The 18,829-nt window shown below is 41.4% G+C and carries 31 protein-coding genes and 1 rRNA gene; all 32 read left to right on the forward strand.

What is annotated here, in order from left to right:
- Nucleotides 1-21 precede the first annotated feature (21 nt).
- Nucleotides 22-645 (forward strand): 50S ribosomal protein L4, encoded by a 624-nt coding sequence (rplD, locus tag I1A59_RS05155; protein ID WP_196091741.1) that lies wholly within the window; start codon nucleotides 22-24, stop codon nucleotides 643-645.
- A complete protein-coding gene (locus I1A59_RS05160) occupies nucleotides 645-941 on the forward strand; it encodes a 50S ribosomal protein L23 (RefSeq protein WP_135036562.1) in 297 nt (98 codons plus the stop codon). The genes rplD and I1A59_RS05160 overlap by 1 nt, the downstream gene beginning before the upstream one ends.
- Before the next feature lie 17 nt (nucleotides 942-958).
- Entirely contained in the window at nucleotides 959-1,792 is an 834-nt protein-coding gene (gene rplB / locus I1A59_RS05165; protein WP_196091742.1) for a 50S ribosomal protein L2, read from the forward strand.
- Nucleotides 1,793-1,890: 98 nt separating this feature from the next.
- The gene (rpsS, locus tag I1A59_RS05170) at nucleotides 1,891-2,169 is read left to right on the forward strand and encodes a 30S ribosomal protein S19 (protein WP_000533765.1); all 279 of its coding nucleotides are present in this window, start codon (nucleotides 1,891-1,893) and stop codon (nucleotides 2,167-2,169) included.
- 14 nt (nucleotides 2,170-2,183) lie between these two features.
- The gene (gene rplV, locus I1A59_RS05175) at nucleotides 2,184-2,528 is read left to right on the forward strand and encodes a 50S ribosomal protein L22 (protein WP_135036556.1); all 345 of its coding nucleotides are present in this window, start codon (nucleotides 2,184-2,186) and stop codon (nucleotides 2,526-2,528) included.
- A gap of 12 nt (nucleotides 2,529-2,540) precedes the next feature.
- Entirely contained in the window at nucleotides 2,541-3,194 is a 654-nt protein-coding gene (rpsC, locus tag I1A59_RS05180) for a 30S ribosomal protein S3 (protein WP_196091743.1), read from the forward strand.
- Between the two features lie 3 nt (nucleotides 3,195-3,197).
- Nucleotides 3,198-3,611, forward strand: a complete 414-nt coding sequence (rplP, locus tag I1A59_RS05185) for a 50S ribosomal protein L16 (RefSeq protein ID WP_196091744.1) — start codon at nucleotides 3,198-3,200, stop codon at nucleotides 3,609-3,611.
- Nucleotides 3,612-3,620: 9 nt separating this feature from the next.
- Nucleotides 3,621-3,827, forward strand: a complete 207-nt coding sequence (gene rpmC / locus I1A59_RS05190; protein WP_135036547.1) for a 50S ribosomal protein L29 — start codon at nucleotides 3,621-3,623, stop codon at nucleotides 3,825-3,827.
- 25 nt (nucleotides 3,828-3,852) lie between these two features.
- Nucleotides 3,853-4,113, forward strand: a complete 261-nt coding sequence (gene rpsQ / locus I1A59_RS05195) for a 30S ribosomal protein S17 (RefSeq protein WP_002885836.1) — start codon at nucleotides 3,853-3,855, stop codon at nucleotides 4,111-4,113.
- 25 nt (nucleotides 4,114-4,138) lie between these two features.
- Complete coding sequence (gene rplN, locus I1A59_RS05200) at nucleotides 4,139-4,507, forward strand: 50S ribosomal protein L14 (RefSeq protein WP_135036544.1); 369 nt, start codon at nucleotides 4,139-4,141, stop codon at nucleotides 4,505-4,507.
- A gap of 77 nt (nucleotides 4,508-4,584) precedes the next feature.
- On the forward strand, nucleotides 4,585-4,890 hold the full coding sequence (gene rplX / locus I1A59_RS05205; RefSeq protein ID WP_196091745.1) for a 50S ribosomal protein L24: 306 nt from the start codon (nucleotides 4,585-4,587) through the stop codon (nucleotides 4,888-4,890).
- Nucleotides 4,891-4,913: 23 nt separating this feature from the next.
- A complete protein-coding gene (rplE, locus tag I1A59_RS05210) occupies nucleotides 4,914-5,456 on the forward strand; it encodes a 50S ribosomal protein L5 (protein ID WP_135036539.1) in 543 nt (180 codons plus the stop codon).
- Between the two features lie 17 nt (nucleotides 5,457-5,473).
- Nucleotides 5,474-5,659, forward strand: coding sequence for a type Z 30S ribosomal protein S14 (locus I1A59_RS05215; RefSeq protein ID WP_001085699.1), 186 nt, complete (start codon nucleotides 5,474-5,476; stop codon nucleotides 5,657-5,659).
- A 340-nt stretch (nucleotides 5,660-5,999) separates the two neighbouring features.
- A complete protein-coding gene (gene rpsH, locus I1A59_RS05220; protein WP_196091746.1) occupies nucleotides 6,000-6,398 on the forward strand; it encodes a 30S ribosomal protein S8 in 399 nt (132 codons plus the stop codon).
- Nucleotides 6,399-6,591: 193 nt separating this feature from the next.
- Complete coding sequence (gene rplF / locus I1A59_RS05225) at nucleotides 6,592-7,131, forward strand: 50S ribosomal protein L6 (protein ID WP_196091747.1); 540 nt, start codon at nucleotides 6,592-6,594, stop codon at nucleotides 7,129-7,131.
- A gap of 77 nt (nucleotides 7,132-7,208) precedes the next feature.
- Nucleotides 7,209-7,565 carry a 50S ribosomal protein L18 gene (gene rplR / locus I1A59_RS05230; RefSeq protein WP_196091748.1) on the forward strand — a complete coding sequence of 119 codons (357 nt, stop codon included), beginning with the start codon at nucleotides 7,209-7,211 and terminating at the stop codon, nucleotides 7,563-7,565.
- An 18-nt stretch (nucleotides 7,566-7,583) separates the two neighbouring features.
- Nucleotides 7,584-8,078: a 30S ribosomal protein S5 gene (gene rpsE, locus I1A59_RS05235; protein WP_135036530.1), complete on the forward strand. Its 495-nt coding sequence runs from the start codon at nucleotides 7,584-7,586 to the stop codon at nucleotides 8,076-8,078.
- Nucleotides 8,079-8,091: 13 nt separating this feature from the next.
- On the forward strand, nucleotides 8,092-8,274 hold the full coding sequence (gene rpmD / locus I1A59_RS05240) for a 50S ribosomal protein L30 (protein WP_202056480.1): 183 nt from the start codon (nucleotides 8,092-8,094) through the stop codon (nucleotides 8,272-8,274).
- 137 nt (nucleotides 8,275-8,411) lie between these two features.
- Nucleotides 8,412-8,852 (forward strand): 50S ribosomal protein L15, encoded by a 441-nt coding sequence (gene rplO / locus I1A59_RS05245; protein ID WP_160332870.1) that lies wholly within the window; start codon nucleotides 8,412-8,414, stop codon nucleotides 8,850-8,852.
- Nucleotides 8,853-8,874: 22 nt separating this feature from the next.
- Nucleotides 8,875-10,185, forward strand: a complete 1,311-nt coding sequence (gene secY, locus I1A59_RS05250; RefSeq protein WP_196091749.1) for a preprotein translocase subunit SecY — start codon at nucleotides 8,875-8,877, stop codon at nucleotides 10,183-10,185.
- A 103-nt stretch (nucleotides 10,186-10,288) separates the two neighbouring features.
- Nucleotides 10,289-10,945: an adenylate kinase gene (locus I1A59_RS05255; RefSeq protein ID WP_196091750.1), complete on the forward strand. Its 657-nt coding sequence runs from the start codon at nucleotides 10,289-10,291 to the stop codon at nucleotides 10,943-10,945.
- 116 nt (nucleotides 10,946-11,061) lie between these two features.
- A complete protein-coding gene (infA, locus tag I1A59_RS05260) occupies nucleotides 11,062-11,280 on the forward strand; it encodes a translation initiation factor IF-1 (RefSeq protein WP_001029883.1) in 219 nt (72 codons plus the stop codon).
- Between the two features lie 24 nt (nucleotides 11,281-11,304).
- Nucleotides 11,305-11,421: a 50S ribosomal protein L36 gene (gene rpmJ / locus I1A59_RS05265; RefSeq protein WP_001808836.1), complete on the forward strand. Its 117-nt coding sequence runs from the start codon at nucleotides 11,305-11,307 to the stop codon at nucleotides 11,419-11,421.
- Nucleotides 11,422-11,446: 25 nt separating this feature from the next.
- The gene (gene rpsM, locus I1A59_RS05270; protein WP_196091751.1) at nucleotides 11,447-11,812 is read left to right on the forward strand and encodes a 30S ribosomal protein S13; all 366 of its coding nucleotides are present in this window, start codon (nucleotides 11,447-11,449) and stop codon (nucleotides 11,810-11,812) included.
- A gap of 18 nt (nucleotides 11,813-11,830) precedes the next feature.
- Nucleotides 11,831-12,214: a 30S ribosomal protein S11 gene (gene rpsK / locus I1A59_RS05275; RefSeq protein WP_135036512.1), complete on the forward strand. Its 384-nt coding sequence runs from the start codon at nucleotides 11,831-11,833 to the stop codon at nucleotides 12,212-12,214.
- Between the two features lie 46 nt (nucleotides 12,215-12,260).
- Nucleotides 12,261-13,196 carry a DNA-directed RNA polymerase subunit alpha gene (locus I1A59_RS05280; RefSeq protein ID WP_196091752.1) on the forward strand — a complete coding sequence of 312 codons (936 nt, stop codon included), beginning with the start codon at nucleotides 12,261-12,263 and terminating at the stop codon, nucleotides 13,194-13,196.
- A gap of 11 nt (nucleotides 13,197-13,207) precedes the next feature.
- Nucleotides 13,208-13,594, forward strand: a complete 387-nt coding sequence (gene rplQ / locus I1A59_RS05285) for a 50S ribosomal protein L17 (protein WP_160332874.1) — start codon at nucleotides 13,208-13,210, stop codon at nucleotides 13,592-13,594.
- Between the two features lie 223 nt (nucleotides 13,595-13,817).
- Nucleotides 13,818-15,068 carry a gamma-glutamylcysteine synthetase gene (locus tag I1A59_RS05290; protein ID WP_196091753.1) on the forward strand — a complete coding sequence of 417 codons (1,251 nt, stop codon included), beginning with the start codon at nucleotides 13,818-13,820 and terminating at the stop codon, nucleotides 15,066-15,068.
- Nucleotides 15,069-15,351: 283 nt separating this feature from the next.
- The gene (locus tag I1A59_RS05295; protein WP_196091754.1) at nucleotides 15,352-16,587 is read left to right on the forward strand and encodes an MFS transporter; all 1,236 of its coding nucleotides are present in this window, start codon (nucleotides 15,352-15,354) and stop codon (nucleotides 16,585-16,587) included.
- Nucleotides 16,588-16,765: 178 nt separating this feature from the next.
- The gene (locus I1A59_RS05300; protein ID WP_196091755.1) at nucleotides 16,766-17,707 is read left to right on the forward strand and encodes a VOC family protein; all 942 of its coding nucleotides are present in this window, start codon (nucleotides 16,766-16,768) and stop codon (nucleotides 17,705-17,707) included.
- Nucleotides 17,704-18,303, forward strand: coding sequence for a hypothetical protein (locus I1A59_RS05305; RefSeq protein WP_196091756.1), 600 nt, complete (start codon nucleotides 17,704-17,706; stop codon nucleotides 18,301-18,303). The genes I1A59_RS05300 and I1A59_RS05305 overlap by 4 nt, the downstream gene beginning before the upstream one ends.
- A gap of 407 nt (nucleotides 18,304-18,710) precedes the next feature.
- A 16S ribosomal RNA gene (locus I1A59_RS05310) occupies nucleotides 18,711-18,829 on the forward strand; the annotation flags it as partial.

Consider the following 18,829-nt stretch of genomic DNA (forward strand, 5'->3'; position numbering starts at 1 on the left):
GGAAAGGGGAAAACAGTCACAATGGCAAATGTAAAATTATTCGACCAAACAGGTAAAGAAGCTGGCGAACTTGCCTTGAACGATGCAGTATTTGGTGTTGAGCCAAATGAAGCAGTTGTGTTTGATGTGATCATCAGCCAACGTGCTAGCCTTCGTCAAGGTACTCACGCAGTGAAGAACCGTTCAGCAGTATCTGGTGGTGGCCGTAAACCATGGCGCCAAAAAGGAACTGGACGTGCTCGTCAAGGTTCTATCCGCTCTCCACAATGGCGTGGTGGTGGTGTTGTCTTCGGACCAACTCCACGTTCATACAGCTACAAACTTCCACGCAAAATGCGTCGTTTGGCTCTTCAGTCTGTTTACTCAGAGAAAGTTGCTGAAGACAAACTTGTAGCAGTTGAAGGTCTTTCCTTCACAGCGCCAAAAACTGCAGAATTTGCAGCTGTTCTTAAAGCACTTAACATTGATTCAAAAGTACTTGTGATTCTTGAAGAAGGAAATGAATTTGCTGCACTTTCAGCTCGTAACCTTCCAAACGTAAAAGTTGCGACTGCAGCAACTGCAAGTGTTCTTGATATCGTGAATAGCGACAAACTTCTTGTTACTAAAGAAGCGATCTCAACTATCGAGGAGGTTCTTGCATAATGAACTTGTATGACGTTATTAAAAAGCCTGTCATCACTGAGAAATCAATGGCTCAAATGGAAGCAGGAAAATACGTATTTGAAGTAGATACACGTGCACACAAACTCTTGATCAAGCAAGCTGTTGAAGCTGCTTTTGAAGGCGTTAAAGTTGCAAACGTAAACACAGTGACTGTAAAACCTAAAGCAAAACGTGTTGGACGTTACAACGGTTTTACTGCAAAAACTAAGAAAGCTATCATCACACTTACAGCTGATTCAAAAGCAATCGAGTTGTTTGCTGCTGAAGCTGAATAATCTAAGGAGGAAATAGCGTGGGAATCAGAGTTTATAAACCAACTACAAATGGTCGCCGTAATATGACCTCTTTGGATTTCGCTGAAATCACAACTAACAAGCCAGAAAAAACCTTGCTTGTTCCTTTGAAAAACAAAGCTGGTCGTAACAACAACGGTCGTATCACTGTTCGTCACCAAGGTGGTGGACACAAACGTCATTACCGTTTGATCGACTTCAAACGTAACAAAGATGCGGTTGAAGCAGTTGTTAAAACAATCGAGTACGATCCAAACCGTTCAGCGAACATCGCTCTTGTACACTACACAGACGGTGTGAAAGCTTACATCATTGCTCCTAAAGGTCTTGAAGTAGGTCAACGCATCGTTTCTGGACCAGATGCCGATATCAAAGTCGGAAATGCTTTGCCACTTGCAAACATTCCTGTCGGTACAATGATCCACAACATTGAGTTGAAACCAGGACGTGGTGGTGAGTTGGTCCGTGCTGCTGGAGCATCTGCTCAAGTATTGGGTCAAGAAGGTAAATACACTCTTGTTCGTCTTCAATCTGGCGAAGTTCGTATGATCCTTTCAACTTGCCGTGCAACTGTCGGTGTTGTTGGTAACGAACAACATGGATTGGTTAACCTTGGTAAAGCTGGACGTAACCGTTGGAAAGGTGTTCGCCCAACCGTTCGTGGTTCTGTAATGAACCCTAACGATCACCCACACGGGGGTGGTGAAGGTAAAGCACCAGTCGGACGTAAAGCACCATCAACTCCATGGGGCAAACCTGCTCTTGGACTTAAAACTCGTAATAAGAAGGCTCGTTCTAACAAATTGATCGTACGCCGTCGCAACGAGAAATAATAAACACAAGTGAATCCGCCAGCTCGGTAGGGTAGACAAGGCTTTTTGCCTTGCTCCCAAGCCGCTGTGGTACTGTATTTTAAAGGAGAAAAATAAAAATGGGACGTAGTCTTAAAAAAGGACCTTTCGTCGATGAGCATTTGATGAAAAAAGTTGAAGCTCAAGCGAATGATGAAAAGAAAAAAGTCATTAAAACTTGGTCACGTCGTTCAACGATTTTCCCAAGTTTCATTGGTTACACAATCGCAGTTTATGATGGACGTAAACACGTACCAGTTTACATCCAAGAAGACATGGTAGGTCACAAACTTGGTGAATTTGCACCAACTCGTACTTACAAAGGTCACGCTGCTGACGATAAGAAAACACGTAGATAAGAGAGGAGAACGACATGGCAGAAATGACTTCAGCTAAAGCAATGGCTCGTACAGTGCGTGTTTCACCTCGTAAATCTCGTCTTGTGCTTGATAACATTCGTGGTAAAAACGTTGCTGACGCAATCGCAATCTTGAAATTCACTCCAAACAAAGCTGCTGGTATTATCGAGAAAGTTTTGAACTCTGCAATCGCTAATGCTGAGAACAACTTAGGTTTGGACAAAGCTAACCTTATTGTAAGTGAAGCTTACGCAAACGAAGGACCAACAATGAAACGTTTCCGTCCACGTGCCAAAGGTTCAGCTTCACCAATCAACAAACGCACTTCCCACATCACTGTGGTAGTTGCAGAACAATAAGGAGGTTAACTCGTGGGTCAAAAAGTACATCCAATTGGAATGCGTGTCGGTATCATCCGTGACTGGGATGCTAAATGGTATGCTGAAAAAGAATACGCGGATTACCTTCATGAAGATCTTGCTATCCGCAAATTTATCCAAACAGAATTAGCAGACGCAGCTGTTTCAACGATCGAAATCGAACGTGCTGTGAACAAGGTTAATGTTTCTCTTCACACTGCAAAACCAGGTATGGTTATCGGTAAAGGTGGAGCAAACGTTGATGCCCTTCGTGCTAAATTGAACAAAATGACTGGAAAACAAGTTCACATCAACATCATCGAAATCAAAAAACCTGATTTGGATGCACACCTTGTTGGTGAAGGAATTGCTCGTCAATTGGAGCAACGTGTTGCTTTCCGTCGTGCACAAAAACAAGCTATCCAACGTGCAATGCGTGCTGGAGCTAAAGGAATCAAAACTCAAGTATCTGGTCGTTTGAACGGTGCGGATATCGCTCGTAGCGAAGGATACTCTGAAGGAACTGTTCCACTTCACACATTGCGTGCAGATATCGACTATGCTTGGGAAGAAGCAGATACAACTTACGGTAAACTTGGTGTTAAAGTATGGATCTACCGTGGTGAAGTTCTTCCAGCTCGTAAAAACACTCAGGGAGGTAAATAACCAATGTTAGTACCTAAACGTGTGAAACACCGTCGTGAGTTCCGTGGGAAAATGCGCGGTGAAGCAAAAGGTGGAAAACAAGTAGATTTCGGAGAATTTGGTCTTCAAGCTACAACTAGCCACTGGATCACAAACCGCCAAATCGAAGCTGCCCGTATCGCTATGACTCGTTACATGAAACGTGGTGGTAAAGTTTGGATCAAAATCTTCCCTCACAAATCATACACTGCGAAAGCTATCGGGGTTCGTATGGGATCTGGTAAAGGGGCACCTGAAGGTTGGGTTGCACCCGTTAAACGTGGTAAAGTAATGTTTGAAGTTGCTGGTGTTTCTGAAGAAGTTGCACGTGAAGCGCTTCGTCTTGCTAGCCACAAATTGCCAGTGAAATGCAAATTTGTGAAAAGTGAAGAGAAGTAAGGAGAAAGCATGAAACTTGAAGAAATCAAAAAATTTGTTGAAGAACTTCGTGGTCTTTCTTCAGAAGAACTTGCGAAGCGTGAAAACGAATTGAAAAAAGAATTGTTTGATCTTCGTTTCCAAGCGGCTACTGGTCAATTGGAACAAACAGCTCGTTTGAAAGAAGTGAAAAAACAAATCGCTCGTATCAAAACAATTCAATCAGAAGTTAAATAGACTTGGGAAAGGAGAAATCTAACTAATGGAACGTAATCAACGTAAGACCCTTGTTGGACGCGTAGTTTCTGACAAGATGGATAAAACAATCACAGTTGTAGTTGAAACGAAACGTAACCACCCAGTCTATGGTAAACGTATTAACTACTCTAAAAAGTACAAGGCTCATGATGAAAACAATGTTGCTAAAGAAGGCGATATCGTTCGTATCATGGAAACTCGTCCGCTTTCAGCTACAAAACGCTTCCGTCTTGTAGAAGTTGTTGAAGAAGCGGTTATCATCTAATCGAACCGAAAAGGAGAAAAGGTAAATGATTCAAACAGAAACTCGTTTGAAAGTTGCTGATAACTCAGGTGCCCGCGAAATCTTGACAATCAAGGTTCTTGGTGGTTCAGGACGTAAATTCGCTAACATCGGTGATGTTATCGTAGCTTCTGTAAAACAAGCGACTCCTGGTGGTGCGGTTAAAAAAGGTGACGTTGTGAAAGCCGTTATCGTTCGTACTAAGACAGGTGCCCGTCGTGCAGACGGTTCTTACATCAAATTTGATGAGAACGCTGCAGTTATCATTCGTGATGACAAAACACCTCGTGGAACACGTATCTTTGGCCCAGTTGCACGTGAATTGCGTGAAGGTGGCTTCATGAAGATCGTTTCTCTTGCACCAGAGGTATTGTAAGAAACACACAAACGATAGTCCCCTGGAAGCTTTCTTTCAGGGTGCCCCTATGGGCGTAAGAATTTAAGGAGAAAAGAATGTTTGTAAAAAAAGGCGATAAAGTTAAAGTAATCGCAGGTAAAGACAAAGGTGTAGAAGCAGTTGTCCTTACTGCTCTTCCAAAAGTTAACAAAGTCATCGTTGAAGGTGTCAACATCGTTAAGAAACACCAACGTCCAAACAACGAACTTCCTCAAGGTGGTATCGTTGAAGTGGAAGCTCCAATCCATGTATCTAACGTACAAGTATTGGATAAAAATGGTGTTGCTGGACGTGTTGGCTACAAATTTGTAGACGGCAAAAAAGTTCGTTACAACAAAAAATCAGGCGAAGTGCTTGATTAATCACGAAGGAAAGGAGAAGAAACATGGCTAATCGTTTGAAAGAAAAATATCTTAATGAAGTAGTCCCTGCTTTGTCAGAGAAGTTCAACTACTCTTCTGTAATGGCAGTTCCAAAAGTAGATAAAATCGTTTTGAACATGGGTGTTGGTGATGCAGTTTCAAATGCTAAAAACCTTGAAAAGGCTGCAGAAGAGCTTGCACTTATCTCTGGTCAAAAACCATTGATCACTAAAGCGAAGAAATCTATCGCCGGCTTCCGTCTTCGTGAAGGTGTAGCGATCGGTGCGAAAGTAACCCTTCGTGGTGAGCGTATGTACGATTTCTTGGACAAATTGGTTTCTGTATCACTTCCACGTGTGCGTGACTTCCAAGGTGTTCCAACTAAATCATTCGACGGACGTGGGAACTACACACTTGGTGTGAAAGAGCAATTGATCTTCCCTGAGATCAGCTTTGACGACGTCGATAAAACACGCGGTATGGATATCGTTATCGTAACGACAGCGAATACAGATGAAGAGTCTCGCGAATTGCTTGCTGGACTTGGAATGCCTTTCGCTAAATAATTCAGGAGGAACTTAAATTGGCTAAAAAATCAATGATCGCTAAAAATAAGCGTCCTGCAAAGTTCTCTACACAAGCTTACACTCGTTGCGAACGTTGTGGACGTCCACACTCAGTTTACCGCAAATTTAAGCTTTGCCGTGTTTGCTTCCGTGAACTTGCTTACAAAGGGCAAATCCCAGGCGTAACAAAAGCTTCTTGGTAATCCAATGATGCAAAGGACGTTAAAAAATCCGAATGAAAATAGGAGGCCAGACGTAGAAGCTTTAGCTTCTAGGAGTGAAAGTGTTCGGCGAACACTTTCAGCCCTGCCGCTAGAAATTTAAACCGGCAGGATTCACAAATGAAGCAGAAAGACTATGGTTCGGCCTCAATTCAAGTGTTGTGAGTAGGTTTGTTTTAGTCCTTACTCGAATTACTTGATCTATGGATTTCAGTCCTTTCTCAAACTTTCTTCACCAGAATTTGGTGAGACCTAGGCGAACGCCTATTCATTAACTAGCAAGTGACTTGCTCAAACTACTAGTAAGAGGAGAAATCAAAAAATGGTTATGACTGACCCAATTGCAGACTTTTTGACACGTATTCGTAACGCTAACCAAGCTAACCACGAAGTACTTGAAGTACCTGCATCAAACATCAAAAAAGGTATTGCTGAAATCCTTAAACGTGAAGGTTTTGTTAAAAACGTTGAAATGATCGAAGATGACAAACAAGGCATCGTTCGCGTATTCTTGAAATACGGACCAAACGGTGAAAAAGTTATCACAAACTTGAAACGTGTTTCAAAACCAGGTCTTCGTGTTTACAAGAAGAGTGAAGATCTTCCAAAAGTCTTGAACGGACTTGGAATCGCGATTGTATCAACTTCTGAAGGTTTGCTGACTGATAAAGAAGCACGCCAAAAGAATGTTGGTGGTGAGGTAATTGCCTACGTTTGGTAAAATTTTAGACTTCAATTTCTTCATGTGCCTGTGTTAGAGCTCCTTGCCATACTTTAGTATGGCCTGCGTAGCTTTGCCTTGGCCCATTTTGAACTTGAAGCTAAAATTTAAGAGTGTAAAACTCAGCTCATCAATGATGGGCTCCCGTGAAAACTAGTCGCTCTGCGGCTCGATAATTTAACAGGAGATAAACATGTCACGTATTGGTAATAAAGTAATCGTATTGCCTGCAGGTGTTGAATTAAACATTGCAGATAACAATGAGGTTACTGTAAAAGGTCCTAAAGGTGAATTGACTCGTGAATTTGCTAAGGACATCGAAATTCGTGTGGAAGGTACTGAAGTAACACTTCACCGTCCAAACGATTCTAAAGAAATGAAAACAATCCACGGAACTACACGTGCCCTTTTGAACAACATGGTTGTTGGTGTATCAGAAGGATTCAAGAAAGAACTTGAAATGCGTGGGGTTGGATACCGTGCACAACTTCAAGGAAGCAAATTGGTTCTTGCAGTTGGTAAATCTCATCCAGATGAGGTTGAAGCTCCAGCTGGAATTACTTTTGACTTGCCTAACCCAACAACAATCGTTGTTTCAGGTATCAACAAAGAAGTAGTTGGCCAAACTGCTGCTTACATCCGTAGCCTTCGTACTCCTGAGCCATACAAAGGTAAAGGTATCCGTTATGTTGGAGAATACGTACGTCGTAAAGAAGGTAAAACTGGTAAATAATAGATGGGACTTGCTTGCAAGTCCTCGCATTTACCAACTCTGTGCTTAGCACAAACAAAAAATAAGAGGTGAAAATTGTGATTTCGAAACCAGATAAAAACAAACTCCGCCAAAAACGCCATCGTCGTGTTCGCGGAAAACTCTCTGGAACTGCTGATCGCCCACGTTTGAACGTATTCCGTTCTAATACAGGCATCTACGCTCAAGTAATTGATGACGTAGCGGGTGTAACGCTCGCAAGCGCTTCAACTCTTGACAAAGACGTTTCAAAAGGTACAAAAACAGAACAAGCTACCGTTGTAGGTAAACTTGTTGCTGAACGTGCAGTTGCTAAAGGTATTTCTGAAGTGGTGTTCGACCGCGGTGGATATCTATATCACGGACGTGTTAAAGCGTTGGCTGATGCAGCTCGTGAAAACGGATTGAAATTCTAATAGGGAGGACACTGAAAAATGGCATTTAAAGACAATGCAGTTGAACTTGAAGAACGCGTAGTTGCCATCAACCGTGTTACAAAAGTTGTTAAAGGTGGACGTCGTCTACGCTTCGCAGCTCTTGTAGTTGTTGGTGACCGCAATGGCCGTGTTGGATTTGGTACTGGTAAAGCTCAAGAAGTTCCAGAAGCAATCCGTAAGGCTATCGAAGATGCTAAGAAGAACTTGATTGAAGTTCCTATGGTTGGTACAACAATCCCTCACGAAATCACATCAGAATTTGGTGGAGCTCGTGTATTGTTGAAACCAGCTGTTGAAGGGGCTGGAGTTGCCGCTGGTGGTGCTGTTCGTGCCGTCATCGAATTGGCAGGTGTTGCAGATATTACATCTAAATCACTTGGTTCAAACACTCCAATCAACATCGTTCGTGCAACTGTTGAAGGATTGAAACAATTAAAACGTGCTGAAGAGGTTGCTGCTTTACGTGGTATCTCAGTATCTGACTTGGCATAAGAAAGGGGATAAAATGGCTCAAATTAAAATTACTTTGACTAAGTCTCCAATCGGACGCAAGCCAAACCAACGTAAAACGGTTGTTGCCCTTGGACTTGGCAAATTGCATTCTTCTGTTATCAAAGAAGATAATCCAGCTATCCTTGGAATGGTTAATACCATCTCTCACTTGGTAACTGTAGAAGAAGTTAAATAAGAAGATCATGGCTAAGTCGCAAAGAAAAATCTTTGCGACTTACAAGCCATATAGACAAGCGAGTTTTTGTAAAAGTTTCCGTTTTACAAAAGCGCTAGCCCGTGACAAAGGTCACTAAAAAAGGAGAAATAAACAGAATGAAACTTCATGAATTGAAACCAGCAGAAGGCTCTCGTAAAGTTCGTAACCGTGTAGGTCGTGGTACTTCATCCGGTAACGGTAAAACTTCAGGCCGTGGACAAAAAGGTCAAAAAGCTCGTAGCGGTGGTGGCGTACGTCCAGGATTTGAAGGGGGACAAACTCCATTGTTCCGTCGTTTGCCAAAACGTGGTTTCACAAACATCAACCGTAAAGAATATGCGATTGTCAACCTTGATCAATTGAACGTCTTTGAAGACGGTGCAGAAGTAACACCAGTTGCTTTGATCGAAGCTGGAATTGTGAAAGCTGAAAAATCAGGCGTTAAAATCCTTGGTAACGGCGAATTGACTAAGAAATTGTCTGTGAAAGCAGCTAAATTCTCTAAATCAGCTGAAGAAGCAATCACAGCTAAAGGTGGATCAATCGAGGTCATCTAAGAAACGATAGAGAGGTTACTCTATGTTCTTTAAAATTTTAAGGGATTCCTTAAAAATTAAGCAGGTCCGGACCAAGATTTGGATGACCCTCTTTATCCTTTTCGTTTTCCGCGTTGGAACGCATATTACTGTTCCAGGTGTGAATGCCCGGGTCCTTGCTGACTTGTCTCAATTGTCCTTCCTTAACATGTTGAGTTTGGTATCGGGGAATGCCATGCAGAACTTTTCGGTTTTTGCCTTAGGTGTTTCTCCCTATATCACCTCCTCCATTGTTGTTCAACTACTCCAAATGGATATTGTTCCTAAGTTTGTAGAGTGGGGAAAACAAGGTGAGGTTGGACGACGAAAACTCAATCAAGCCACACGTTATATTTCCCTAGTCCTAGCTTTTGTACAATCAATTGCGATTACGGCAAGTTTTAATACCTTGTCCAATGCTCAGTTGGTGCCTACACCAAACTGGCAGACCTATCTCTATATTGGCTGTATCTTGACAACAGGTAGTATGATTGTAGTTTGGTTGGGAGAACAAATATCCGACAAAGGTTATGGGAACGGGGTTTCCATGATTATCTTTGCCGGTATTATCTCTGCCATTCCGCGGACTATCTCAGGACTTTACGAAGATTACTTTGTGAATGTCCCAGCGGATCGTCTACAGAATTCAGCGATTTTCCTTGGATTGGTTGCTCTAGCTGTCTTAGCGATTATTTATTTCACTACTTTTGTACAGCAGGCTGAATACAAAATTCCAATTCAATATACAAAATTGGTACAGGGGGCTTCTTCTAGTTCCTACCTTCCTTTGAAGGTGAACCCAGCAGGGGTTATCCCCGTTATCTTCGCCAGTTCTATTACAGCTGCACCAGCCGCTATTGTTCAATTTATGATTTTAAGCGGAAATGATGCAGCCTGGGTTAGAAATGTGCGAGATCTCCTGTCGACGGATATGCCGTCAGGGATTGCCTTGTATGCACTTTTGATTATCCTCTTTACCTTCTTCTATACCTTTGTGCAGATTAATCCTGAAAAAACTGCTGAAAACTTGCAAAAGAGTTCAGCCTATATTCCAGGAGTTCGCCCAGGTAAGGGAACAGAGGTTTATATGTCCAAACTCTTGCGACGCTTAGCTCTCGTGGGCTCACTCTTCTTGAGTTTCGTTGCTATTATCCCAATCGTTGCTCAAAACGTATTCGGTTTGGCCGAAGCCGTAGCCTTGGGAGGAACTTCTTTGCTGATCTTGATTTCAACAGCCATTGATGGAATCAAGCAGTTGGAAGGTTATCTTCTTAAACGTCGTTACGTTGGCTTTATGCATACAGATACAGAATAGAATTCGGAGGATATCAGTCTAGGCTGATTCCTCTCTATTTTGTTTTTTACTAAGTTTATCAAGAGATTGATAGATTTAGTGGAAAACAAAAAGGAGAAAAGACATGAATCTTTTGATTATGGGCTTGCCAGGTGCCGGAAAAGGGACTCAAGCAGCTAAAATGGTCGAAGAATTTGGCCTTGCTCATATTTCTACTGGGGATATGTTCCGTGCGGCAATCGCCAATGAAACGGAAATGGGCTTGTTGGCAAAATCCTACATGGATCAAGGACAATTGGTACCAGATGAAGTAACCAATGGAATTGTCAAAGAGCGTCTCTTGCAAGATGATATCAGCCAAAAAGGTTTCTTGTTGGATGGTTATCCACGTACCATTGATCAAGCACATGCTTTGGATCAAACCTTGGCAGATTCAAACATTCAATTGGATGGAGTGGTGAATATCGATGTTGACCCAAGCATTCTTTTAGATCGTTTGAGTGGTCGATTCATCTGTCGAAATTGTGGAGCAACCTATCACAAGATTTTCAACCCAACAAAAGTTGAAGGAACTTGTGACAACTGTGGTGGCCATGACTTTTACCAACGTGAAGATGATAAGCCAGAAGCTATCAAAACACGTTTGGACGTCAATATTGCTCAAGGTCAGCCAATTCTTGAACACTATGCTGCTAAAGGCTTGGTCTTTGATATCCAAGGAGATCAAGAAATTGACAAAGTATTTGCAGATATCCAAGCTGCATTAGAAAAAATCAAATAATCTACACTTTGTATCTTGCATTAAAACAGTCTTAGTGGTACACTAGTTAGGTTCTGACTTATCTTGTCCCTCTATACCCAGAGGACATAAATCGAAATTTAGGGAGGTACTTTTGCGTGGCAAAAGACGATGTGATTGAAGTTGAAGGTAAGGTAGTCGATACCATGCCAAACGCAATGTTTACGGTTGAACTTGAAAATGGACATCAGATTTTAGCAACAGTTTCTGGTAAAATTCGTAAAAATTATATTCGTATTTTAGCGGGAGACCGTGTGACAGTCGAGATGAGCCCATACGATTTGACTCGTGGACGGATCACCTACCGCTTTAAATAAAGGAAAAAATTGGAGGATTAAGAAATGAAAGTAAGACCATCAGTTAAGCCAATTTGCGAATACTGCAAAGTTATTCGTCGTAATGGTCGTGTTATGGTTATTTGCCCTGCAAATCCAAAACACAAACAACGCCAAGGTTAAAATCAGTTACTAGAAAGGAGAAAACATGGCTCGTATTGCTGGAGTTGACATTCCAAATGATAAACGTGTAGTTGTATCACTTACTTATGTTTACGGTATCGGACTTCCAACTGCTAAGAAGATTCTTGCTGCTGCAGGTGTTTCTGAAGACATCCGCGTGAAAGATCTTACACCAGATCAAGAAGACGCTATCCGTCGCGAAGTTGATACAATCAAAGTTGAAGGTGACCTTCGTCGTGAAGTGAACTTGAACATCAAACGCTTGATGGAAATCGGTTCTTACCGTGGTATCCGTCACCGTCGTGGACTTCCTGTCCGTGGACAAAACACAAAAAACAATGCTCGTACTCGCAAAGGTAAAGCTGTTGCGATTGCAGGTAAGAAAAAATAATATAGGAGGTAAACAGTCTTGGCTAAACCAACACGTAAACGTCGTGCGAAGAAGAATATCGAATCTGGTATTGCTCACATCCACGCAACATTCAATAACACTATCGTTATGATTACCGATGTACACGGAAACGCAATTGCTTGGTCATCAGCTGGTGCACTTGGTTTCAAAGGTTCTCGTAAATCTACTCCATTTGCTGCCCAAATGGCATCAGAAGCAGCTGCTAAATCTGCTCAAGAACATGGTCTTAAATCTGTAGAAGTTACAGTTAAAGGTCCAGGTTCAGGTCGTGAATCTGCTATCCGTGCACTTGCTGCTGCAGGTCTTGAAGTAACTGCAATTCGTGATGTTACTCCAGTGCCTCACAATGGTGCCCGTCCTCCAAAACGTCGTCGTGTATAATTGATTTTAAATTTACACAGCTTTTCGTTTTAAGAGGGAGTATAAAATGATTGAGTTTGAAAAACCAAAAATAACAAAAATTGATGAAAATAGTGATTACGGCATGTTTGTTGTTGAGCCACTTGAACGTGGTTACGGAACAACACTTGGGAACTCCCTTCGTCGTGTCTTATTGGCCTCCCTTCCAGGAGCAGCAGTAACATCTATCAATATTGAAGGTGTATTGCACGAATTTGATACAGTTCCAGGTGTCCGTGAGGATGTGATGCAAATTATCCTCAACGTCAAAGGAATTGCTGTAAAATCATTCGTCCAAGACGAAAAGATGATTGAATTGGATGTTAAAGGGCCTGCTACCATTACAGCTGGCGATATTTTGACAGACAGTGATATCGAAATTGTCAACCCAGATCATTACCTCTTTACCATTGGTGAAGGAGCAACCTTCAAGGCTCGTATGACTGTTCATACTGGTCGTGGATATGTTCCAGCTGATGAGAATAAGTTGGATAATGCTCCGGTTGGTACATTGGCGGTAGATGCAATCTACACACCAGTGAAAAAAGTCAATTACCAAGTTGAACCTGCACGTGTGGGTAGCAATGATGGTTTTGACAAATTAACACTCGAAATCATGACCAATGGAACAATTATTCCAGAGGATGCTCTCGGTTTGTCTGCTCGCATTTTGAATGAGCACTTGAATCTATTTACTGATCTTACTGAAGTTGCAAAAGCAACAGAAGTGATGAAAGAAGCAGATTCAACTTCTGATGATCGCGTATTGGAACGCACAATCGAAGAATTGGATCTATCTGTTCGTTCATACAACTGTTTGAAACGTGCAGGCATCAATACAGTATATGATTTGACTGAGAAAACTGAAGCCGAAATGATGAAAGTGAGAAACCTTGGCCGTAAGAGTCTTGAAGAAGTGAAATTCAAACTTCATGATCTTGGTCTTGGTCTAAAAGAGAAATAGAGGAGGAAATAATGGCTTACCGTAAATTAGGACGCACAAGTTCACAACGTAAAGCGATGCTTCGTGACCTTACAACTGATTTGCTCATTAACGAATCAATCGTAACTACAGAAGCTCGTGCAAAAGAAATTCGTAAAACAGTTGAAAAAATGATTACCCTTGGTAAACGTGGTGATTTGCACGCACGTCGTCAAGCAGCTGCTTTCGTACGTAACGAAATTGCAAGTGAAGTATATGATGCTGAAAATGATAAAATCGTTACAACAACTGCACTTCAAAAATTGTTCTCAGACATCGCTCCGCGCTATGCTGATCGTAACGGTGGATACACTCGTATCTTGAAGACAGAACCACGTCGTGGTGATGCAGCTCCAATGGCGATTATCGAACTCGTCTAAAATCATCAATTTTGTTGAGTGTTATGATGATGGAGTCTTTTGACTCTTAGTCTAGCTCTGGTCTAGCACCAGGAGTAATCCTGGTGCTAACACTCATCATAATGGTGGTGACGCTTGTTTACGCAATGGCTCTTAAAAAGAACCATGGCGTAAGCAGGCGTTTTTGTTTTTTAGCAGGAAAAATTTGGTATACTGGTTAGAATAAGTGAAAAGAGGACAGCCTATGCATCATTTTTTTCATGAAAACTATCTTTCGAAACTCAAAGAAAATCCTGAACTTTTCATTGGGATTGAATTAGAATTTCCAATTGTTCAAGTTCATGGGCAAGCAACCGATCATTCCGTTTCTATTTCTTTGCTTCACCATCTTGTTCAAATTTTAGAGTTTACGATTGTGAAAGTTGATGAACAAGATCAGCCGATTGAGATTGTCGCTGCAAATGGAGATGTGATTCTGTTTGAAGTCAGCTACAACACCTTGGAATTTGCCTTTGCTAAGTCTGAGAATTTATTTGGCATTGCGAATCGTTTTCAGATCTACCTCGAGGCTATTCAGTCATTCCTTCTTCAATACGACCACCAACTTCTCGGTTCAGGGATAAACCCTAATTGGGCTGTGAATGATAATCGACCAGTGGCTACAGGGCGTTACCAGATGTTGATGGATTATCTGGCTTTGGGAGCGAATTATGTAGAGCTTCATCCTTATCTAGATTATGCTGCCTATATTTGTGGAAGTCAGGTTCAGTTTGATGTTAGTAGAAGCCGGTTTTTACGGGTCCTAAATGCGTTTAATAAGATTGAGGCTGCCAAGGCTTACTTATTTGCCAATTCCTCTTTTGAGCCACTCAAAAACTGTGCTTTGGCACGTGATTCCCTTTGGGAAGATTCGATGCACGGCTTGATTCCTCAGAACGTGGGAATCTATCCTAGCGATTTTGAATCAGAGGAGGATTATATTGACTTTAAAAGCCAATCTTCTTTTTTCTACACAGAAAGAGACGGAACCTATTATTATTTTGAGCCGATTCCGTTACAAGAGTACCTCCAGAAAGATGCGATTCGTGCCTATGGTCTTGATGGGAAGCGCTTGAACTTGAAGCCGGATCGGTCGGATCTTAAGAACCATCGTTCCTATCATTACCAGGAGTTGACCAAGCGGGGCACAGTTGAATTTCGGAGCATCTGTACCCAACCCTTGGAAGCTACCTTTGCGCCGGCCGCCTTTCATCTTGGCCTCTTAACGGAATTGGAAGCCTTGGAAGATTTGCTCGACCATTCGCCATTCTTTGAGCTTATGGGGCGTGATTATGCGCAATTACGTAAAGATTTTTCTCGTCAGGATTTGAATGCAAAAGAAAAAGAAGCCATCCGAGCCTTCTCACAAGAGCTAATCAGCTGCGCAAAGAGAGGTCTTCAGCAAAGAGGATTGGGGGAAGAGATTTTCCTAGCGAATCTACGAATAACCAAATAATTTAAATAATATCTTGACAAAAATTCGGAATATGATAAACTTTAGACAATTTAGGGTAAATCGTGTTCGGGAAAAAGAATATTATGAAGAAATGAAAAGCTCTTCAAACTCTCGAGTCTCTCGCTTACGATAGGTGAGAGATTTTTTTTGAGCACTTTTGACCTAAAAAATAGAAAGGAGAAAGTTTATTGTTTTGCATCCACGGGAATAGGAGGATTTTATGGATAAAACGAGGTCAATTATTGACCTATTTTAAAGTTAGTTACGCATAAAGGAGTAAAAGATGAAGTTGTCAAAAAATGATCGCAACGCATTAATATCAGCTGTTATAGCTTCAGGTACGGATGACTTAAATGTCATGTTTTTATCCTTTTCCCTTACATCCATTATTGCTTCATTGGCGATTAGTAAAGTAGAAGCGGGCTGGATTGCGACAATTACCAATCTTGGTATGTTATTCGGTGGTATTGTTTTTGGGGTTTTAGCCGATAGATACAATAAGTTTAAAATTTTTCGTTGGACCGTAACTATCTTTTCTTTAGCAACGGCTCTTATTTTCTTCACTCCTAATTTGGAATACCTCTACTGGATGCGCTTTATTGCAGGTGTTGGAGTAGGTGGAGAATATGGTGTGGCTATTGCTATCATGGCTGGTTTGGTCCCGAAAGAGCAAATGGGAAGAATGTCCTCTATCAACGGAATCGTTGGGCAAATAGGTTCTATAGCCTCGGCAGCTTTGGCTGGTTTGATTGCCCCGATTTTTGGTTGGAGAGGACTATTTTTGTGTGGCTTACTTCCCCTTGGAATTGTTCTTTGGTCTATGATAGCGGTTGATGCGGATAAGGTCAGTGATTTTGATGCAAGTCAAGCCAAGGAATCTAAACAGGAGAAAGGCAAGATTTGGGATTTGTTTTCAAGTCCCCAAATTGCTGCCCAGACTATATGTTTAATGGTGATGACAACGGTTCAGATAGCTGGCTACTTTGGAATGATGAACTGGTTACCGAGTATCATGCAGGAACAAGCTGGAGTTAGTTTGAGTGGTTCCTCAGTTTGGATGATTACAACGATTCTTGGAATGTGCTTAGGTATGATTGTTTTTGGGAACTTATTGGATCGTATTGGACCAAGAAAAAGTTATGGTATATTTTTAGTGGCTTCAGCCTTGTCTGTATATCTCTTTAGCTTTGCACGGACAGAGTGGAGTATTTTAATCGCTGGTGCGGTTGTTGGTTTCTTTGTTAATGGGATGTTTGCAGGATACGGAGCCATGATTACGCGTCTCTATCCTTATTCTGTTCGTTCTCTTGCTAATAATGCTATCCTGAATGTTGGACGAGCCATTGGAGGGTTCTCATCTGTTGTGATTGGTTTTATCCTACAAAACGCCACTGTGACAATCGTCATGCTCTTTCTGGCAAGTCTCTATTTCCTTAGCTTGTTAGCAATGTTGAGTATTTCAAGTCTCAGGCAGGAGCAGTATCAAAAACTCAATGGATTGGTAGGTCGTTTAGATTAGTCAAGTTTGCATTCGAAAATAAGGATTACTTGGCTGATGAAGGAAGGGATAAGAACTTGGAGTCGTTTGAATACTCTAAGTTCTTTTCATTTGTTGTATCAAAACGAACCAAATCATTGTTTGATGATAAAAAGTGGTGTATAATTACCACTAGTTAGTAACAAAGAGGAGAGACCTTATGAAAGCAGCAATTCATCATATTTCAGTTTTAGCCAGTGATGCAGCAGAAGCTTATCAGTTTTATCATGGTATCCTAGGTCTTTCTCTGCACTTGAAAACGGTGAATCAGGATGACCCGACCATGTACCACTTGTTCTTTAGTGATGAAACGGGGCGCGAGGGAACAGAATTTACTGTTTTTGAGACCAAAACTTTTCCCAAACATCAATCTGGGACAAATGCTTTAGAGCGTACGGTGTTTTGGGTAGCTAATCAGGAAAGTTTGATATTTTGGAAGACACGTTTAAATCAGGCAGGCGTATCAACGGAATGGGCTAGATTGTGGAACCAGGAGGCTCTCTTTTTTAGTGATCCGGACGGTCAAAAATTGGCTTTGGTTTATCCTGAAAAGTTAACTTGGCAGGTTTATCCGCCAAAGAATCCCAGCATAGATCCTTCAAATGCTATTCTAGGGTTGGCGGGTGTAGTGATTCGGGTTCAAAATCAACAAACCGTTACAGAACTTTTGACAAGGGTATTTGGTTTTGAGGAAGCACCTTTTTTTGATGCAGAACTAATGGGGGATAGCCGCCTAGATGCTGATTCCATTTTTCCCCAACATGTATGGATTGTGGAAGATAAAGAACAAGCACCACAGCAGTTGGGACGAGGTGGTATCCATCATCTTGCGCTGGGAGTTGGCTCACTGGAGGAGTTAAAGCAGACTGCGAGTGATCTATCTGCGAAAGGCATTCTCCATTCCCGGATTGTGAATCGAGATTTTATGCATTCCCTTTACTTTAAGGAATGGCATGGGATGGTCTTGGAAGTCGCCACTCCAATTTCAGAAAAACTTGTGATGGATTATGATACGATGGAAAGTTTTCATCATCTCCCCTTATATTTGCCGGATTTTCTGGAGCCGAATCGAATGATTATAGAAGAAGGGTTGAAACAATGACCAGCTTAAAATGGAGTTATAGAGCAGCAGAAGAGCCTTTGTTGGTGCTTTTTCATGGTAGCGGGGGAACTATTCAAGAAATGCTTGGTTTTGGGAAAAAGCTTGCGCCTACCCATAGTCTGTTAGTGGTTCAAGGAGATTATACTTTTGGAAGTGGCTATCGTTATTACCCACCACTAGAAGAGAATCAAAATGATTTAGAACAGAGACACCTGTTTCAGGAAAAGTTTGAGATAACATGGGAAGCATTACGAGAAATCTGGGAGAATAGGCCCCTTATCTTTTTAGGCTACTCCAATGGAGCTAATGCTATTCTCAGTCTTTTAGAAATGAGTAAAGACCTAGCTGATGATTATTTGTTACTTCACCCAAGTTTATTACAATGGAATCATCAAGAAAAACAAAAAGGAAATGTCTACTTGTTCTTAGGAGAGAACGATCCATGGACTTCTAAAGAAGAGTTAGAAGACTATTTTGAAGAAAAATCAGACATCTTTCCATCCCTTCATCTTAACTATTTATCCGAAAATCATGTGATAAATCAAGCAGAATTCAACTGGATAGAAAATTTTTTGAAAAAAAGTAAAAAAAATTAAACAAAACCCTTGCAAAGACCAATATCATGTTGTATACTAATAAAGTCCTGAAGGGAGAGTTCCTTAAACGGGACGCAATCAGTAGAATAGTTCGGCTCAAACGAACGAAAACAAAAAAACTTCAAAAAAGTTAAACAAAAGTGTTGACAAACCATTGAGGTTTTGATAAACTGATTAAGTTGTCTCGTGAGAGACATGACCTTTGAAAACTGAACAAGATGAATACCAATGTGTGGGTAGTAGGAATACTACCTGTCAATAATAAATTCGAAGCTAAATCAAAAGACTTCAAGGCAAACTGACGCAGGTAGAACTAAGGTTCACCAAGGAGGTTTAACAAAGAAGTCTGAAGATTTAACGCAGAACAAATCTGTCAGCGACAGAAAAAATGAGTAAAGACTCAAACTTTTGATGAGAGTTTGATCCTGGCTCAGGATGAACGCTGGCGGCGTGCCTAATACATGCAAGTAGAACGCTGAAGGAAGTGCTTGCACTTCTGGACGAGTTGCGAACGGGTGAGTAACGC

Source organism: Streptococcus sp. NLN76 (genome assembly GCF_015686645.1).
Lineage (GTDB): Bacteria > Bacillota > Bacilli > Lactobacillales > Streptococcaceae > Streptococcus.

Coding starts and splice junctions, on each gene's coding strand:
- rplD (WP_196091741.1), top strand. CDS start 22: ATGGCAAATGTAAAATTATTCGACCAAACAGGTAAAGAAGCTGGCGAA.
- I1A59_RS05160 (WP_135036562.1), top strand. CDS start 645: ATGAACTTGTATGACGTTATTAAAAAGCCTGTCATCACTGAGAAATCA.
- rpsS (WP_000533765.1), top strand. CDS start 1,891: ATGGGACGTAGTCTTAAAAAAGGACCTTTCGTCGATGAGCATTTGATG.
- rplV (WP_135036556.1), top strand. CDS start 2,184: ATGGCAGAAATGACTTCAGCTAAAGCAATGGCTCGTACAGTGCGTGTT.
- rplP (WP_196091744.1), top strand. CDS start 3,198: ATGTTAGTACCTAAACGTGTGAAACACCGTCGTGAGTTCCGTGGGAAA.
- rpmC (WP_135036547.1), top strand. CDS start 3,621: ATGAAACTTGAAGAAATCAAAAAATTTGTTGAAGAACTTCGTGGTCTT.
- rpsQ (WP_002885836.1), top strand. CDS start 3,853: ATGGAACGTAATCAACGTAAGACCCTTGTTGGACGCGTAGTTTCTGAC.
- rplN (WP_135036544.1), top strand. CDS start 4,139: ATGATTCAAACAGAAACTCGTTTGAAAGTTGCTGATAACTCAGGTGCC.
- rplX (WP_196091745.1), top strand. CDS start 4,585: ATGTTTGTAAAAAAAGGCGATAAAGTTAAAGTAATCGCAGGTAAAGAC.
- rplE (WP_135036539.1), top strand. CDS start 4,914: ATGGCTAATCGTTTGAAAGAAAAATATCTTAATGAAGTAGTCCCTGCT.
- rpsH (WP_196091746.1), top strand. CDS start 6,000: ATGGTTATGACTGACCCAATTGCAGACTTTTTGACACGTATTCGTAAC.
- rplF (WP_196091747.1), top strand. CDS start 6,592: ATGTCACGTATTGGTAATAAAGTAATCGTATTGCCTGCAGGTGTTGAA.
- rpsE (WP_135036530.1), top strand. CDS start 7,584: ATGGCATTTAAAGACAATGCAGTTGAACTTGAAGAACGCGTAGTTGCC.
- rpmD (WP_202056480.1), top strand. CDS start 8,092: ATGGCTCAAATTAAAATTACTTTGACTAAGTCTCCAATCGGACGCAAG.
- rplO (WP_160332870.1), top strand. CDS start 8,412: ATGAAACTTCATGAATTGAAACCAGCAGAAGGCTCTCGTAAAGTTCGT.
- secY (WP_196091749.1), top strand. CDS start 8,875: ATGTTCTTTAAAATTTTAAGGGATTCCTTAAAAATTAAGCAGGTCCGG.
- I1A59_RS05255 (WP_196091750.1), top strand. CDS start 10,289: ATGAATCTTTTGATTATGGGCTTGCCAGGTGCCGGAAAAGGGACTCAA.
- rpmJ (WP_001808836.1), top strand. CDS start 11,305: ATGAAAGTAAGACCATCAGTTAAGCCAATTTGCGAATACTGCAAAGTT.
- rpsM (WP_196091751.1), top strand. CDS start 11,447: ATGGCTCGTATTGCTGGAGTTGACATTCCAAATGATAAACGTGTAGTT.
- I1A59_RS05280 (WP_196091752.1), top strand. CDS start 12,261: ATGATTGAGTTTGAAAAACCAAAAATAACAAAAATTGATGAAAATAGT.
- rplQ (WP_160332874.1), top strand. CDS start 13,208: ATGGCTTACCGTAAATTAGGACGCACAAGTTCACAACGTAAAGCGATG.
- I1A59_RS05290 (WP_196091753.1), top strand. CDS start 13,818: ATGCATCATTTTTTTCATGAAAACTATCTTTCGAAACTCAAAGAAAAT.
- I1A59_RS05295 (WP_196091754.1), top strand. CDS start 15,352: ATGAAGTTGTCAAAAAATGATCGCAACGCATTAATATCAGCTGTTATA.
- I1A59_RS05300 (WP_196091755.1), top strand. CDS start 16,766: ATGAAAGCAGCAATTCATCATATTTCAGTTTTAGCCAGTGATGCAGCA.
- I1A59_RS05305 (WP_196091756.1), top strand. CDS start 17,704: ATGACCAGCTTAAAATGGAGTTATAGAGCAGCAGAAGAGCCTTTGTTG.